The organism is Pseudomonas sp. CFBP 13710 (genome assembly GCF_014842235.1).
In the GTDB taxonomy this organism is placed as follows: domain Bacteria; phylum Pseudomonadota; class Gammaproteobacteria; order Pseudomonadales; family Pseudomonadaceae; genus Aquipseudomonas; species Aquipseudomonas baltica.
The window spans coordinates 609,857-624,986 of record NZ_JACYVJ010000001.1 but is presented as its reverse complement, the minus strand read 5'-3'; the positions used below and the strand labels follow the sequence as shown (position 1 = coordinate 624,986).

Genomic DNA, 15,130 nt, shown 5'->3' with positions numbered 1-15,130 from the left:
GGGCTCACCCCTCGCCGTGTTGCCAGATACCCCGGCCGTGAAGGCGCTCACGGTCATGGGCAGCGTTGAAATCCTGCGCGGGCCCCTTGGGCACGATACCGGTCGGGTTGATGGTCGGATGGCTGGTGTAGTAGTGGCCTTTGATGTGTTCGAAGTCCACCGTCTGGGCGATGCCCGGCCATTGGTACAGCTCGCGCAGCCAGTTCGACAGGTTCGGGTAATCGGCGATGCGCCGCAGGTTGCACTTGAAGTGTCCGTGGTACACCGCGTCGAAGCGGATCAGGCTGGTGAACAGGCGCCAGTCGGCTTCGGTCAGGGACTCCCCGGTCAGGTAGCGCTGGGTGTCCAGCGTGGCTTCGAGGCGGTCGAGTTCGGCGAATACATCGTCGAACGCACTGGCGTAAGCCTGCTGCGAAGTGGCAAAGCCGGCGCGGTAGACGCCGTTGTTCACATTCGGGTAGACCGCGTCGTTGACGCGGTCTATGGCTGGGCGCAGCGACTCGGGATAGAGGTCCAGGCGATTGCCGGTGAGGGCATCGAAGGCGCTGTTGAACATGCGAATGATCTCGGCCGACTCGTTGCTGACGATACGGCTCTGTTGCTTGTCCCACAGCACCGGCACCGTGACCCGGCCGGTGTAGCGCGGATCGTCGCGGGTGTAGCGTTCGTGCAGGTAGCGCAAAGGCTCGAGGTGATCACCGCTCGAGCCTGTCTGGCTGTCGAACGTCCAGCCGTGCTCGCCCATGTGCCAGCTCACCACCGACACATCGATCAGCGCTTCCAGGGCTTTGAGCTTGCGCACGATCAGGGTGCGATGGGCCCACGGGCAAGCCAGCGAGACGTACAGATGGTAGCGACCGGCTTCGGCCTTGAAGCCGCCCTGGCCACTGGGGCCGGGTTGGCCGTCGGCCGTGACCCAATGGCGGCGCTGCGAGGTTTCGCGCTGAAACGCGCCGTCCTCGCTGCTTTCGTACCACTGGTCGTGCCAGCGTCCTTCGATCAGCAAACCCATGGTCGTCTCCCGAGTGCGTATCGGCGAACTGTATCACGCTGCTCCGCCGCAGCGGCCCATACCGGGTGTGCCGCCGACGCGGCTTGCGCCGCTGCTACACGCGTAATCAGGGCACAGCGCGTGTACCGCTGACGCGGTTGCGCCGCTGCTGCACAGGTATTCCGGGCACACCGGGTGTACCGCCGACGCGGCTTGCGCCGCTGCTACATGGGTATTCCGGGCAGGGGGGGCGCCGTCGCGGCGGCATGAACCCTGTAGCAGCGGCGCGAGCCGCGTCGGCGGCATGTGCGGTAGGTCTGACATCACGCCGGTGCCGTTACAAGGACTTCGTGCATGCCGCCAGGTCACGTGCCGCCCACAGCGCGCGGGCTTCGTCGAAGGCCTGCTCGCGGGAGCTGCCCAGCCCTCGCAGGGCCAGGGCCATGGTGGAGATCAAGGCCATTTCGCCGTAGCTGTCCTGGCGCTCACCCTGCCAGAACTCAACCAGGTGGCCGACTTCGAGAGTCGGCGGCTTCACGTGGCGCTGGGCGGCCAGGGCAGGCCATTCCTCATCCCAGGGCAGGTGGTCGCCGGTGCCATAGAGATGGCTGGCGCTGTCCGGGTTGATCTCGATTTCGCCACCGTCGCCCTTGACCACGATCGCCGTGTCGCCGAGCAGGCCGCTGGCATCGCGATGCACTGCCTGGTAGCCAGGGTGGAAGATGCTCTGCAGGCCACAGCGTGCCCCGAGCGGGTTGAGAATCCGCGCCAGCGAATGAATGGGCGAGCGCAGGCCCAAGGTGTTGCGCAGGTCGATCATGCGTTGCAGTGGCGCTGCCCAGTCCATCAACGGGGAAAACGCCAGGCCGTGCTGGTCGAGCGCCTGGCCGACGGAATCCCAGTCCCGACACAGCGCGATGTTCAAGGTCCCGAGCAGTTGTTCGCTGTACAGCCGCCCGGCGGTGTGGGCGCCCGCGCCGTGCATGAATATGCGCCGGCCGCTGCCGCCCAGGCATTTCGCAGCCAGCAGGTACCACGGCAAGTGGCGCTTCTTGCCAGCGTAGGTCGGCCAGTCCAGATCGACTGCCAGCGCCGGCGCCTGCAGGCGTTCGCGCAGGGCGAGGGTGAAACCGGCGAGTTCCTCGGCGCTTTCTTCCTTGTGCCGCAGCAGCATGAGGAAGGCACCCAGCTGTGCGTCTTCCACCCGGCCATCGAGCAGCATGCCCATGGCCTCGCGGGCTTCCTCACCGGTGAGGTTGCGTGCGCCGCGCTTACCCTTGCCCAGGGCTCGCACGAATTGGGCGAACGGGTGCTCTTCGGGGGTTTCCAGCATCAGTGCAGGGTAGTCGGTCATATGCAATTGGTCGGTTTGGGCAGGCCCGCCAGCTTGGCAGCGAGTTTGGCAGGAGTGCCATTGAACAGGCGATTGAGGTGCAGACTGTTGCCCTTGTCAGCGCCCAGTTGCTGCGCGACGTACTTGATCAGCGGCCGGGTGGCAGGCGAAAGCTGGTACTGGGCATGGAAGCGGCGCAGCAGCTCGATGATCTGCCAATGGTCAGGGGTCAGTTGCAGATCCTCGGCGCCGGCCAGCGCCTGGGCGACTTGCGGACTCCAGTCGGCGAGCGACTGCAGGTAGCCGTCCTGATCCAGCGCGATGGTGCGCCCGTCGACGATGAGTGTCGTCATAGCCAGCTATTGACCTTTTCATAGGCCAGCGTCAGCTCGACGAACGCCGGGTAATCGAGCAGCTCGACCCCGGGGTTGTTCGGCAAAGCGCGTGCCTGCGCATCTTCGGCCAGGGCAAAGACGGCGACGCCGGCGCTGGCCAGCGCTGCCCAGGGCTCGCTGCCGGGCGCCAGGGCGTAGACCGCATCGCCGCTGAGCAGAATGGCGTCGTCGTCGCCCAGCAGACGCAGGCAACTGTGCAGGCGCTGGTCGCCGAACGGCGAGTGTGACAATACGTGAAGAGTACTCATTACAAGGTCACCACAAGGTCGAAGCGCGCCAGCAGCTCGCGCAATTGCGCATCTGCAAGTGCCTGCGCGGGCAGGGCCAGCCCCGATGAGGCCAGGCCACGTTGGGCGAGGCTGGCGCTGCAGACGAACACCTCCTCGACACCGAACAGCGGCAGCGCCTGCAGGTTGGCCGCAAGATTCTTTTGTTGCACGGCATCCGGCGCCTGGGTGTCCAGCAACTGGTAGACACCGTCGTCGAGAAACAGCATGGCCAGCGGCAGGTCGTAGGCACCGCCGGCCAGGGCGATGTCCAGCGCCTCGCGCGCGGCGGGGCCTGCCCAGGGGGCTTGGCGGCTGATGATCAGCATGGACTTGGCCATGTCAATGTCCCCCGAAGCTGACGAGCCGATCGGCCTGCTGGGCGGCTTCGTGCAATTGCCCCAACCCGGACAGCTGCCAGGGTTCGCTCAGGTTGGCGGCCGGGCGCTGGTAGCGACGTGCTTCTTCGTCGTCGAGCACACCGCGCCGCAGGGCGGCGGCGATGCACACCACCGCGTCTATCTGATGTTCGACGACAAAGGCGCGCCACTGTGCGGCCGTGTCGGTTTCATCCTGCGCGGTGACGATGTTGCTGGAAGCTGTGTGCACGCCGTCCTGGTAGAAGAACACCCGCAGCAGTTGATGGCCTTGAGCCAAGACCGCTTGGGCGAACAGCAGCGCGCGCCGCGAGGCCGGCGAGTGGGCGGGCGAATAGACAGCGATGGCAAACTTCATGGTCGGCTCTGGTGTGGAACTGTGGCCATGATAAAGGCTGCCTTCGCAAAAAGCCTAGCAAGAAGCGCCGCGCGGGGAATCAGTGCTCGCACATTTCCCGTGGGAGCGGTCAGCGGCCGCGAAAAGGGCGCCGCCGACGGGCTGATACACCTCGGTCCCCGGTTCGCGGCCACGGACCGCTCCTACAGAGGTTGTCCATGGTTGCCAAGGATGTGTTTCCCGTAGGAGCGGTCAGCGGCCGCGAAAAGGCGCCGCCGATGGGCTGATGCACCTCGGCCCCCGGTTCGCGGCCACCGATCGCTCCCACAGGAGGCCTGTCGTGGCCGGTGTGACAGCGTGCCGCAGTGCCGGCGCCCACCGCTCTGGGCCGCGCGATTGCGCAGACGAGCCGGCTTGGTTGTCATACATCTGCGCCTCCGTGCGGTTTACAGCGCCCAAGCAGCTGCCTAAAATTCACCCCAAGCGTCGGGGCCTGACCGGTCGACAGCACGCTACCCATAAAAAAAGCCCGTCCAAGACGGGCTTTTTGCGTTTCCAGCGCGCCTTTTTCCAGGCTGCCGCTCACACATCGCCACCCACCGAGGCCTTTTTTCCATGTTGCGCCTGTTTCTGCTGTTGCTGTCCTATTGCTACAAACGCGTCACCACCAGCCTGGCCTCCATGCGCGATCAGCGCATCGAAAACGCCTACTCGACCTATGAAGAAGCCGAGGAGGGTGGCCGTTGGTCGTGGTTGACGCTGCTGACCATCGCCGTTCTGAGCTTCTATATCCTCGGCAGCCTGGGCGTCTACGCCAAGGTGCATATCTGGGACGCGCTGTCCGAAGATCAGAAAAGCATGGTCATCGAGTCCATGGCCGCCAACCAGCAGATGCTCTGAAGCGGCCTTGCGCTAGACCACCAGCGGTTGCAGCGGATAGACCCGGTTGCGGCCCGAGCTCTTGGCCCGGTAAAGCGCCTGATCCGCCGCTTCCACCAGGCTCTGCGCGCGTACGTCCGGGTCGCTGTTGCGCCACACGTGAACACCGGCGCTGATGGTTACGATTCCCAGGTCGCTGCCCGCATGGGCAATCGCCAGCGCGCGCACCGCCAGCAGTACCTTCTCGGCGACCTGCCAGGCACCGGCCTCGTCACTCTCGGGCAGCAGCACCAGAATTTCCTCGCCGCCGTAGCGCACCACCAGGTCCCCCGAACGGCCCACACAGCTCAGCACCGCCTGGCCCACGGCCTTGATGCACTCATCCCCTGCGGGATGTCCATACAGGTCGTTGAAGCGCTTGAAATGGTCGATGTCGAGCATGATCACGCCCAGTGGGCGGGCGTTGCGTCGCGCCCGACCGATCTCGTCGGGCAGCGCCGCGTCCAGCTGGCGGCGGTTGGCCAGGCCAGTCAAGCCGTCCTGCATCGCCAGCTTCTGCAGCGCGGCGTGGGCATTGCGCAGTTCCGCCTCGGTGCGCAGGCCATGGCGAATCTGCCGGATCAGTGTCATCGCGCATAGACCCAGGGCTATCCCGACCACCAGCACGAAGACTGCCGAACGCAGCAGGTTCTCGTACCAGTTGGCCAGCAGTGACGCCTTGGATTCGGCGGTTTCCAGCACCAGCGGGTAATTGCGCAGCGCCTGGTAGCTGTACATCCGCTCGACATCGTCCACCAGCGAGCGCTGCATCAGCGTGCCATGGCTGGATTGCGGCAACATCTCGCTGAAGATCCTGCCCTTGGCCATGCTGCTGCCGATCACGTTCTCATCGAACGGGCGGCGCAACAAAATGGTGCCGTCGTTGAGCAGCAGGGCGATGACCCCGCGCTCGTCCAGGTCGAAGCCGGCGTAGAACTGGTTGAAATATTCCACTTTCAAGGTAGCCAGCACCACGCCGGCAAACTTGCCGTCGGCACTGCTCAGGCGCCTGGAGACAGGAATCACCAAGGCGTTGGTGGAACGACTGCGAATGACCGGCCCGACATGCACCCCGGGGTCGGGATTGTCCTGGTGAAAGCGGAAGTATTCTCGGTCGGCGTTGTTGATGCCTGGCGGATCCGCGAGATTGGAGCTGGCCACCCAGCGCCCTTGGCTGTCATAGATGAACAGCCCCTGCAACTGCTCCATCGAGCGCGTCCAGCCCTGCATCAGGTTGCGCAGACGCTGCACTTCGGCAGGCGCCGTGCCGTCGACCTGGATACGCTCGATCAGGCCCAGCAGCACCGTGTCCGATTGCTTGATGGTGTCTTCGGCATGCTGCGCCAGCGAGCGGGCCAGGTTGGACGTGGTGATCTCGCTGACATGCATGGCCTGCGCGCGCGCGGTGAGGGTCTGCCATACATCCAGCACGATCAGCGAGACGACCACCAGCGCCACGAAGAGGATAGCCATGCGCTGGGCCGAACTGTCGGACTTCAGGGCGGGTCGATACTGTGCGTCGTCTGGCATCAGGGGCTTCTTGATCGGCAGGTAGGTGCAGTCTAGTGGGTTACGCTCAGCATACAACCGCTGTCTGCGATGCAGGCCTGTGTGGTTGTAATCACATTGGAGCAGGTTGTACGATGACCTTGGTCGTCCATCATACGGGCTGCGTGGCGTCGTTGCGCCACGCCTGGCTTCGATAACAAATCCAACGATGCAAACAGGAGGTTTCATGACACAGCCATCGACCCGCGACGTTCCCGTCTTGATCATTGGCGCGCTGCTGCCCAGCCTGCAGGAGGCCGTGGAAACCCACTTCGACGCGACCCGCTTTTGGGAACTGCCCGATCAGGACGCCTGGCTGGCGCAGCACGGCGAGCGAATCAAGGCGATCGTCACCTCGGGTGCCCTGGGCGCCAGCAGCCAAGTGATCGCCCGCCTGCCCAAGCTCGAGGCCATCTTCAGCTTCGGTGTCGGCTACGATTCGATCGCCGTCGATGCCGCCCGTGACCGCGGCATCGTGGTCACCAACACCCCGGCGGTGCTGGATGATTGCGTTGCCGATACGGCCATGGCCCTGACCCTGGATGTGATGCGCCGCTACAGCGAGGCCGACCGCTTCGTGCGCGCGGGCAAGTGGACCCAAGGCAAGTTTCCGCTCGCCAGCAAGATCGGCGGCAAGAAGATCGGCATCGTCGGCCTGGGCAACATCGGCGAGTCCATCGCCAGGCGCGCCGCGGCGTTCGACATGCAGGTGCTCTACCACAATCGCAAACCCAAGGCCGGTGTCGCCTACCAGTATTACGCCGACCTGGATACGATGATCGCCGACTGTGACGTGCTGGTGCTGGCGGTGCCCGGTGGCAAGTCCACCGAAGGCCTGATCGATGCCAAGCGCATCGGCCTGTTGGGCAGCAAGGGGTTCCTGGTCAATATCGCCCGCGGCAGCGTGGTCGACCAACCGGCGCTGATCGAGGCGCTGCGCGAGGGTCGGATTGCTGGCGCCGGCCTGGATGTCTATGAAGACGAGCCCAATGTGCCCCAGGCGCTCATCGACCTGCACAACGTCGTCCTGCTGCCACACCTGGCCAGCGGCACTCACGAGACACGCCAGGCCATGGGCGACCTGGTGTGGAGCAATATTCAGGGTTATTTTCACGACGAGCGCAAAGTGCTGACGCCGGTAGGCTGATACACATCCGAAAGCTACCCGCGCAACGCGGGCATGCCGATGGTTGCTTGTTTGCTTGTTTGCTTGTTTGCTTGTTTGCACCGGCGCCGGTCGCCCTGATCGGGTGCCCGGCGCAGGCAGGCGGTCAGGCGGCGCCAGCCGTCTCGGCCGGCTTACTTGCCGCGCGACGCAGGGCGATGGGCGCGCTGGGCAAATGGATATCAGGATTCGCCACCCCGCTGGGCGACAACTCATGGGTCATCTCGAACTCCGCCCGCACCGACCAGCCACAGATCTCGTTCGTACACTGCAGGTACGCCACGCGCAGGAACACATGGGTGCCCTCGCTGGTGCGGATGCGCATTCTGTTCTTGCAGTGAGGGCAAACCATCTTGTAAGTGCTCATTCTTCAAACCTTATGACCCGCGCCGCTCGTACCACCGAGACACCGGGATCAACTACAAAATTTTAAGTAAGTCTTCCTTGAGTGAACTGCTGGCGCTACCTGCGTCTTGCCTTTGCACAACGGGCGGCTAAATACATTGAGTCTGAGTAGCCACGCCATGTAGGAAATTTCGTTATGATGTATGTAAGTTGTAGGGCTGCATCTTGGATATCCTTGATTTATGAACTAGGGTTAATATTTATATGCAATTCGAATAAATTAATATACTCAAATTGAGTGGGTCAAGCGGAAGTTCCCAACGTGTGTACCTCTGAAACAACCGAAGTGCTGAATCGGCTCAAGCATCTGTTGGCGGCTTCCAACGACGCAGCGCTGGCCAAGGCCCTGAGCATCAGCCCGCAAACACTGGCCAGCTGGCGCGCTCGCTGCAGCATTCCTTACGCGTTGTGCATGGACCTGGCGCGCACCGACGGCATCTCCCTCGACTGGTTGCTGTTGGGCCGCGGTGCCATGCTGCTCGAACCGCAGACCCTGCTCGCCGACGATGCGGTGGTTGCGGTGCTGGCCACCCTGCAAGGGCTGTGTGCCCAGGACCTGGAGCATGTTCACCAGGTTGCGCTCGAGCGCAAACGGCTGCGTGAATTGGAACGGGAAGTTGCCAGCCTGCGGCGCTCGAACTGACGGGCTCAGGAACCTCTGAAACGGCGCAGAATGTCCTCGATGTCCAGCCGCCGAACCCAGTCTCGCAACTTCACGCTCAGCGGAATCACCAGCAGTGCGCAGCCGAAAGCGGCAATGCCCCCGGTAAGTTGCGGTACCTGATCGTGCACCATCGGCGCGAACAGCAGACCGACACCGGCGGACAGCAGCAGGTTGGTCAATTTCCGTGTGCAGCTCGCGCCTTGTTGTCGGCTGATCACCAGGCAGGCGCCCAGTGCCGCGCCCAGCAGGTTATCGAAGGCTGGCCAGGAAGCTGTCGCACCCAGTGCCAGGCCCGATGCCGCGGCGGCGCCAGCGACCAGAGTGTCCTGATTCATGACGCGTCCCCCGGGGCCGGTGACCCGTCGCAATGGCACGATCCGTATTGTTCAAGCACTTGGCACCTCGCCTCGGGTCTGGAGCCGCAACCAGCGGCACTGGACCCATCCTCGCCCGGCGACTCTCAAGGCTCAAGGATCGAGCCTTGTAGGAAAGCCGGACAGAGGTACCCTGCTTGAGCGGCGCAGATGAACTCAGCCGATGGTCACGGCGGCGTGAGCCTTTTCCAGCAGGCGCTGGTTGCGCGAGGACAGCTGGCGCAGCTGGAGCTGCTTGCCGAACTTGCTGTAGCGGGCGGCGAGATTCTCCATGGTGGCGATGGCCGAATGATCCACCAGGTGCAGATGACGGCAGTCGATGTAGACCTGGTCCGGGTCGTTCTGCGGGTCGAACAGCGCCTGGAAATGCGTGGTCGAGGCGAAGAACAATGTGCCATGCGGGGTGTAGACGCGTGCCTCGTCGCTGTCGTGGACATCGCTGCGCATGTCGCGCGAGTGCTGCCAGGCGAAGGCCAGCGCCGCGATCAGGATGCCGCACAGCACGGCAGTGGCGAGGTCGGTGAACACGGTGATGATGGTCACCGCAATGATCACCACGGCATCGTTGGCGGGCACCTTGCCCAGCACCCTCACCGAACCCCAGGCAAAGGTCTGCTGCGCGACCACGAACATCACCCCGGCCAGGGCGGCCAGCGGGATGCGCTCGATCAGCGGTGACAGGAACAGAATGAACAGCAGGATCATCACCCCGCTGACGATCCCGGACAGCCGCCCGCGCCCCCCGGAACTCAGGTTGATCACGGTCTGCCCGATCATTGCGCACCCCCCCATGCCGCCGAACAGGCCCGAAGTGATGTTGGCCACGCCCAGCGCCACGCATTCGCGGTTGGGCTGGCCACGGGTCTCGGTGATCTCGTCGGTGAGGTTGAAGGTCAGCAAGGTTTCCAGCAATCCGACCATGGCCATCAGCAGGGCATAGGGGGCAATGATTTTCAGCGTCGCCAGGTCCAGCGGGACGCTGGGCCACTCGAAGCTGGGCAGGCCGCCGGCGATGGTCGCCATGTCGGCCAGGGTGCGCGTGGGCAAGTGCAGCCATTGCACCAGCAGACTGACGCCGATGATCGCCACCAGCGCGCCGGGTACGGCCTTGGTCAGCCGCGGCAGCAGGTAGACCACGGCCATGGTCAGCACCACCAGCCCGGTCATGATGCCCAGCTCACCGAGCGGCAGCCATTGGCCGTCGTGGGTCTTGAAGTGTTCGAGCTGCGACATCGCAATGACGATCGCCAGCCCGTTGACGAAGCCCAGCATGACCGGGTGAGGCACCATGCGCACCAGCTTGCCGAGCCGCAGCACGCCGAAAATCGCCATGATCAGGCCGCTGAGCACGACGGTGGCCAACAGGTACTGCACGCCGTGCTGTACCACCAGCGCCACGATGACCACGGCCATCGACCCGGCAGCGCCGGAAATCATCGCCGGTCGGCCGCCCAGCAACGCGGTGAGAGTACAGATGATGAAGGCGCCATATAAACCCATCAATGGGTTGACCTGGGCCACCAGGGCAAAGGCGATGCACTCGGGCACCAGCGCGAAAGAGGACGTCAGGCCAGCCAGTACGTTACGGCGAATATCGGTCAAGGACATGCAATACCTATCAGCACAAACACCCCGCGGCTTGGCAGCCGTGGGGTGTGTCTAGCGTTGTTTTGGGAGACGATCAGTTTAACAGGTGTTGCGGGGTGTGTCTGTCGAGCGCCCGAGTCAGGCGCCCATGTCGAAGGTGTCGGGGTTGGGGCCAAGCCGCCCGGTCTGCGGGATGTGGGCGATGGCCTGCATGTCCTGCTCGTCGAGCACGAAATCGAACACGTCGAGGTTCTGCGCGATGCGCTCCGGGTTGCTCGAGCGCGGAATGACCACGTGCTGGTTCTGGATATGCCAGCGCAGGATCACCTGGGCAGCGCTCTTGCCATGCTTCTCGGCGATCTGCGACAGCACCGGCTGGGAGAGCAGGGCGCCGCCCTGGCCCAGTGGGCTCCACGACTCGGTCACGATGTTCAGGCCCTTGCAGAATTCGACCAACTCGATCTGGGCGAAATCGGGGTGCAGTTCGATCTGGTTGACCGACGGCGTCACCCCGGTATCGGCAATGATGTGCTGCAGGTGCTCTGGATGAAAGTTGGACACGCCGATAGAGCGCACGCGGCCTTCTTCCTGGAGCCGTACGAAAGCTTTCCAGGTGTCGCGGTAGGCGGCCTTCTTGGGCAGCGCCCAGTGGATGAGGTACAGGTCGAGCTGCTCCAGGCCCAGCTTGGCCATGCTCGCGTCGAACGCGCGCAGGGTGCTGTCGTAGCCCTGGGCGGTGTTCCACAGTTTGGTGGTGATGAAGATCTCGTCGCGCGCCAGTCCGCTTTCGGCCACGGCGCGGCCGACGCCGGCCTCGTTGCCGTAGATCATGGCGGTGTCGATGTGGCGGTAGCCGGCCTTGAGGGCGGCCACGCTCGACGCGTAGGCCTGATTGTCATCGAGCTGCCAGACGCCCAGACCCAGTTGTGGAATCTGCACGCCGTCGTTGAGGGTGATCAGTGGTGCATGTGGCATGGGAGGTTGCTCCTGATAGCGGTGAGTCGATGGGGATGTCGACCCGCCGCTACCCGGCATAGTTCACGCCAGCAGCGCTAGACGAAGAGCATCGCCGGCTGCTCCAGCAGGCGCTTGACCGCCTGGATGAAGCGCGCCGCGTCCATGCCGTCGACCACGCGGTGATCGAAGGAGCTGGAGAGGTTCATCATCTGTCGGATCGCGATCTGGCCATTGACGACCATGGGCCGTTCCACCACGCGGTTGACGCCGACGATGGCCACTTCAGGCCGGTTGATCACGGGTGTCGACGCGATGCCGCCCAGGGCGCCCAGGCTGGTCAGGGTGATGGTCGAGCCGGACAGCTCGTTGCGCGCCGCCTTGCCACTGCGCGCGGCATGGGCCAGGCGGTTGATTTCCCCTGCCGTGAACCACAGGTCTGCAGCTTCGGCATGGCGCAGCACCGGCACCATCAAACCGTTGTCGCTTTGCGTGGCAATGCCCATGTGCACGGCACCGTGGCGAGTGATGACCTGCTGTTGGTCGTCGTAGTGTGCGTTGATCTGCGGGAACTCGCGCAACGCCACGACCAATGCCCGGATCAACAGCGGCAGCAGGGTCAGCTTGCCGCGGCTCTCACCGAACTGCGCGTTGAGGTCGGCGCGCAGCGACAGCAGCGCAGTAACGTCGATCTCCTCGACATAGCTGAAGTGCGCCACCTGCCGCGTGGCTTCCTGCATGCGCTGGGCGATCTTGCGGCGCAGGCCGATGACGGGGATGCGTTCCTCGTCGATTCGCGGCGTGCCGATTGCCGCCTGTGGCGCGGTGCGGCTGCCACTCAGGAATGCGTCCAGGTCTGCATGCCGAATGCGCCCGGCAGGGCCGGTACCGCGCAGCCCGGCCAGGTCGATGCCTTCGTCGCGCGCGCGCTGACGCACGGCCGGCGAGGCCAGAGGCCGCGAGGTCGCTTCGGCGGTGGGCTTGTTGCAAGCGGCCCTGGCCATCGGTACGGGGTTCGTCGGCGCGCTGCCCGGTACAGCCGCAACCGCCACTTCGACGTCGTCGCTTGCGTCCACGGCTACCGGGGGCTGGGCCTCGTGATGATTGCCGGTGCCCTGGACCTCGATGCGGATCAACTCGGCCCCTACCGCCATGACTTCACCCGGCACGCCCCCCAGGGCGACCACGGTGCCGGCCACCGAGCTGGGAATTTCCACGGTCGCCTTGTCGGTCATCACATCGGCCAATACCTGGTCTTCACTGACGGTGTCGCCGACCTTGACGAACCATTCCACCAGCTCGACCTGGGCGATGCCTTCGCCGATGTCCGGCATACGGATTACATGCGTGCCCATTCAGACCTCCATCACACGTTGCAAGGCAGCGCCGACACGCGCAGGGCCTGGGAAATAGGCCCATTCCTGGGCGTGCGGGTACGGCGTGTCCCAGCCGGTGACGCGTTCGATGGGCGCCTCCAGATGGTGGAAGCAATGTTCCTGCACCAGCGCCACCAGCTCGGCGCCGAAGCCGCAGGTGCGGGTGGCTTCGTGGACCACCACGCAGCGTCCGGTTTTCTGCACCGAAGCGACGATGGTGTCCAGGTCCAGCGGCCACAGGCTGCGCAGGTCGATCACCTCGGCGTCGATCCCGGTCTCCTCGGCGGCGGTGACCGCCACGTAGACGGTGGTGCCGTAGGTCAGCACCGTGACTTCGCTGCCCGGCCGCACGATGGCGGCGCTGTCCAGTGGCACGCTGTAGTAGCCCTCGGGTACCGCGCTGGCGGCGTGCTTGGACCACGGCGTCACGGGCCGGTCGTGATGGCCGTCGAAGGGGCCGTTGTAGAGTCGCTTGGGCTCCAGGAAAATCACCGGATCGTCGTTCTCGATCGCGGCGATCAGCAGCCCTTTGGCGTCGTAGGGGTTGGAGGGCATGACGGTGCGCAGACCGCAGACCTGGGTGAAGATCGCTTCCGGGCTCTGGCTGTGCGTCTGGCCGCCGTAGATGCCGCCGCCGCAGGGCATGCGTACGGTCATCGGCGCGCTGAACTGCCCGGCCGAGCGAAAGCGCAGGCGCGCGGCCTCCGATGCCAGTTGGTCGTAGGCGGGGTAGACGTAGTCGGCGAACTGGATCTCGGCCACCGGGCGCAGGCCATAGGCGCCCATGCCGACCGCGATGCCGACGATGCCGCTTTCGGAAATCGGCGTGTCGAACACCCGCGAGCGCCCGTACTTGGCTTGCAGCCCTTCGGTGCAACGGAACACCCCGCCGAAGTAGCCGATGTCCTGGCCGAAGGCGACCACGTTGGGGTCGCGCTCGAGCATGACGTCCATGGCCGACCGGATGGCCTGGACCATGCTCATGATGGCCGTGCTGTTTGCTTTCTCGACCGGTGTTTCTGTAGGCATGTTCATGATGTCAGGCTCCCATCTGCTGACGTTGCCGACGCAGATGCTCGGGCATGTCCTTGTACACGTCTTCGAAAATGGTCGCGGCGCTTGCGACCCGACCACTGACCAGCGTGCCGAATTGTTCGGCCGCCTTCAGCGCTGCAATGACCTGTGCCTCGATCTCGCTTTCCAGGGCGGCGTGGCGCTCTTCGCTCCAGACACCGGTAACGATCAAATGCTGCTTGAGGCGGGCGATCGGATCGCCCAGCGGAAAGTGCTGGCCATCGTCGGCAGGGCGGTATTTGGAAGGGTCGTCTGAGGTGGAGTGGGGGCCGGAGCGGTAGGTGACCCATTCGATCAAGGTCGGCCCGTGGTTGCGCCGTGCGCGCTCTGCGGCCCAGCGCGAGGCGGCGAACACCGCGAGGAAATCGTTGCCGTCCACCCGCAGCGAGGCTATGCCACAGCCCACGCCGCGCCCGGCGAAGGTGGTGGCTTCACCGCCAGCGATACCCTGGAACGACGAGATCGCCCACTGGTTGTTGACCACGTTGAGAATGACCGGCGCGCGGTAGACGTGGGCGAACGTCAAGGCGGTATGGAAGTCGGCCTCGGCGGTGGAACCGTCGCCGATCCACGCCGACGCGATGCGCGTGTCGCCCTGGATGGCCGAGGCCATGGCCCAACCTACCGCCTGGACGAACTGGGTGGCCAGGTTGCCGGATATGCTGAAGAACCCTTCGTTTTTGTACGAGTACATGACCGGCAACTGGCGACCCTTGAGCGGGTCTTTTTCGTTGGAGAACAGCTGGCAGATCATGTCCACCAGCGGCAGCTTGCGCGCCATCAGGATGCTCTGCTGGCGGTAGGTGGGAAAGCACATGTCGTCGGCGCGCAGTGCCAGCGCATGGGCGCTGCCAATGGCTTCTTCGCCCAGGCTCTGTATATAGAAAGACATTTTCTTCTGGCGCTGGGCGGTCACCATCCGCGTGTCGTAGATGCGCGTGGTGAGCATGGCGCGCAGGCCGTCGTGCAGCACCTGCTCGGGAATGTCTTCGGCCCACGGCCCCTGCGCCTGGCCGTCCTCGTCGAGCACCCGCACCAGGCTTGCGGCCAGGTCGGCGGTGGCTTGCGGGTCGACATCGACGGCGGGCTTGCGCACAGCGCCTGCGGCGCTCAGCTGCAGATAGGAGAAGTCGGTCTTGCAGCCGGGACGGCCGCTGGGTTCAGGCACATGCAGCCTGAGGGGAAGATAGTCGTTCACGTCGTCACTACCCTTGATCTTGTTGTTGTGGGTGCAGCGTTGGGGTTGAGTCTAGTCGGCGTTTGCCGACCGCTCGCAATGCAGACCCCTTGAAACCAATGCTACGGCGCGGCGCAGGCAAAATCATGCCGAAAACGCTAAACGGCGTCAGCGCAATTGCATGAATCA

The 15,130-nt window shown here is 64.4% G+C and carries 17 protein-coding genes; 3 read left to right on the top strand and 14 right to left on the bottom strand.

The genetic code is table 11. The features are described 5' to 3' along the window. Positions 1-4: 4 nt before the first annotated feature. From IFT44_RS02695 to tusD, 6 genes are all read right to left on the bottom strand, one after another. Entirely contained in the window at positions 5-1,012 is a 1,008-nt protein-coding gene (locus IFT44_RS02695) for a glutathione S-transferase family protein (protein ID WP_192175371.1), read from the bottom strand. Between the two features lie 316 nt (positions 1,013-1,328). Further along, positions 1,329-2,345 carry a glycosyl transferase family protein gene (locus IFT44_RS02690; protein ID WP_192175370.1) on the bottom strand — a complete coding sequence of 339 codons (1,017 nt, stop codon included), beginning with the start codon at positions 2,343-2,345 and terminating at the stop codon, positions 1,329-1,331. Further along, positions 2,342-2,677, bottom strand: coding sequence for a TusE/DsrC/DsvC family sulfur relay protein (locus IFT44_RS02685; RefSeq protein ID WP_122477929.1), 336 nt, complete (start codon positions 2,675-2,677; stop codon positions 2,342-2,344). The genes IFT44_RS02690 and IFT44_RS02685 overlap by 4 nt, the downstream gene beginning before the upstream one ends. Continuing rightward, complete coding sequence (gene tusB, locus IFT44_RS02680; protein WP_192175369.1) at positions 2,674-2,967, bottom strand: sulfurtransferase complex subunit TusB; 294 nt, start codon at positions 2,965-2,967, stop codon at positions 2,674-2,676. The genes IFT44_RS02685 and tusB overlap by 4 nt, the downstream gene beginning before the upstream one ends. Next, positions 2,967-3,326 (bottom strand): sulfurtransferase complex subunit TusC, encoded by a 360-nt coding sequence (tusC, locus tag IFT44_RS02675; RefSeq protein ID WP_192175368.1) that lies wholly within the window; start codon positions 3,324-3,326, stop codon positions 2,967-2,969. Before tusC ends, tusB begins: the two co-directional genes overlap by 1 nt. A gap of 1 nt (position 3,327) precedes the next feature. Beyond that, positions 3,328-3,720, bottom strand: a complete 393-nt coding sequence (tusD, locus tag IFT44_RS02670; RefSeq protein WP_192175367.1) for a sulfurtransferase complex subunit TusD — start codon at positions 3,718-3,720, stop codon at positions 3,328-3,330. A gap of 594 nt (positions 3,721-4,314) precedes the next feature. On the opposite strand from tusD, the gene IFT44_RS02665 reads away from it, so the two are divergent. Beyond that, on the top strand, positions 4,315-4,599 hold the full coding sequence (locus tag IFT44_RS02665) for a hypothetical protein (RefSeq protein WP_185793286.1): 285 nt from the start codon (positions 4,315-4,317) through the stop codon (positions 4,597-4,599). A gap of 12 nt (positions 4,600-4,611) precedes the next feature. On the opposite strand, the gene IFT44_RS02660 is transcribed toward IFT44_RS02665, so the two are convergent. Then, positions 4,612-6,147, bottom strand: a complete 1,536-nt coding sequence (locus IFT44_RS02660; RefSeq protein WP_185793287.1) for a sensor domain-containing diguanylate cyclase — start codon at positions 6,145-6,147, stop codon at positions 4,612-4,614. 205 nt (positions 6,148-6,352) lie between these two features. Here IFT44_RS02660 and IFT44_RS02655 point away from each other — a divergent pair, with 205 nt between their 5' ends. Then, positions 6,353-7,312, top strand: a complete 960-nt coding sequence (locus tag IFT44_RS02655; RefSeq protein WP_192101949.1) for a 2-hydroxyacid dehydrogenase — start codon at positions 6,353-6,355, stop codon at positions 7,310-7,312. A 124-nt stretch (positions 7,313-7,436) separates the two neighbouring features. On the opposite strand, the gene IFT44_RS02650 is transcribed toward IFT44_RS02655, so the two are convergent. Beyond that, positions 7,437-7,697, bottom strand: a complete 261-nt coding sequence (locus tag IFT44_RS02650) for an ogr/Delta-like zinc finger family protein (protein ID WP_122477941.1) — start codon at positions 7,695-7,697, stop codon at positions 7,437-7,439. A 300-nt stretch (positions 7,698-7,997) separates the two neighbouring features. On the opposite strand from IFT44_RS02650, the gene IFT44_RS02645 reads away from it, so the two are divergent. After that, positions 7,998-8,378, top strand: coding sequence for a helix-turn-helix domain-containing protein (locus IFT44_RS02645; RefSeq protein WP_192057036.1), 381 nt, complete (start codon positions 7,998-8,000; stop codon positions 8,376-8,378). Between the two features lie 5 nt (positions 8,379-8,383). Here the strand turns inward: IFT44_RS02645 and IFT44_RS02640 are convergent, their stop codons facing one another. The 6 genes from IFT44_RS02640 to IFT44_RS02615 all read right to left on the bottom strand — a co-directional run bounded on the left by IFT44_RS02640 (position 8,384) and on the right by IFT44_RS02615 (position 14,962). Further along, a complete protein-coding gene (locus IFT44_RS02640; protein ID WP_192137205.1) occupies positions 8,384-8,734 on the bottom strand; it encodes a putative holin in 351 nt (116 codons plus the stop codon). A gap of 195 nt (positions 8,735-8,929) precedes the next feature. Next, the gene (locus tag IFT44_RS02635; protein WP_192175366.1) at positions 8,930-10,381 is read right to left on the bottom strand and encodes a SulP family inorganic anion transporter; all 1,452 of its coding nucleotides are present in this window, start codon (positions 10,379-10,381) and stop codon (positions 8,930-8,932) included. Between the two features lie 117 nt (positions 10,382-10,498). Further along, positions 10,499-11,335, bottom strand: coding sequence for an aldo/keto reductase (locus IFT44_RS02630; protein ID WP_192175365.1), 837 nt, complete (start codon positions 11,333-11,335; stop codon positions 10,499-10,501). A gap of 77 nt (positions 11,336-11,412) precedes the next feature. Beyond that, positions 11,413-12,669: a dihydrolipoamide acetyltransferase family protein gene (locus IFT44_RS02625; RefSeq protein ID WP_192175364.1), complete on the bottom strand. Its 1,257-nt coding sequence runs from the start codon at positions 12,667-12,669 to the stop codon at positions 11,413-11,415. Further along, positions 12,670-13,719, bottom strand: a complete 1,050-nt coding sequence (locus IFT44_RS02620) for an alpha-ketoacid dehydrogenase subunit beta (RefSeq protein WP_122478262.1) — start codon at positions 13,717-13,719, stop codon at positions 12,670-12,672. Between the two features lie 10 nt (positions 13,720-13,729). After that, positions 13,730-14,962, bottom strand: coding sequence for a 3-methyl-2-oxobutanoate dehydrogenase (2-methylpropanoyl-transferring) subunit alpha (locus IFT44_RS02615; RefSeq protein ID WP_122477952.1), 1,233 nt, complete (start codon positions 14,960-14,962; stop codon positions 13,730-13,732). Positions 14,963-15,130: the final 168 nt, after the last annotated feature.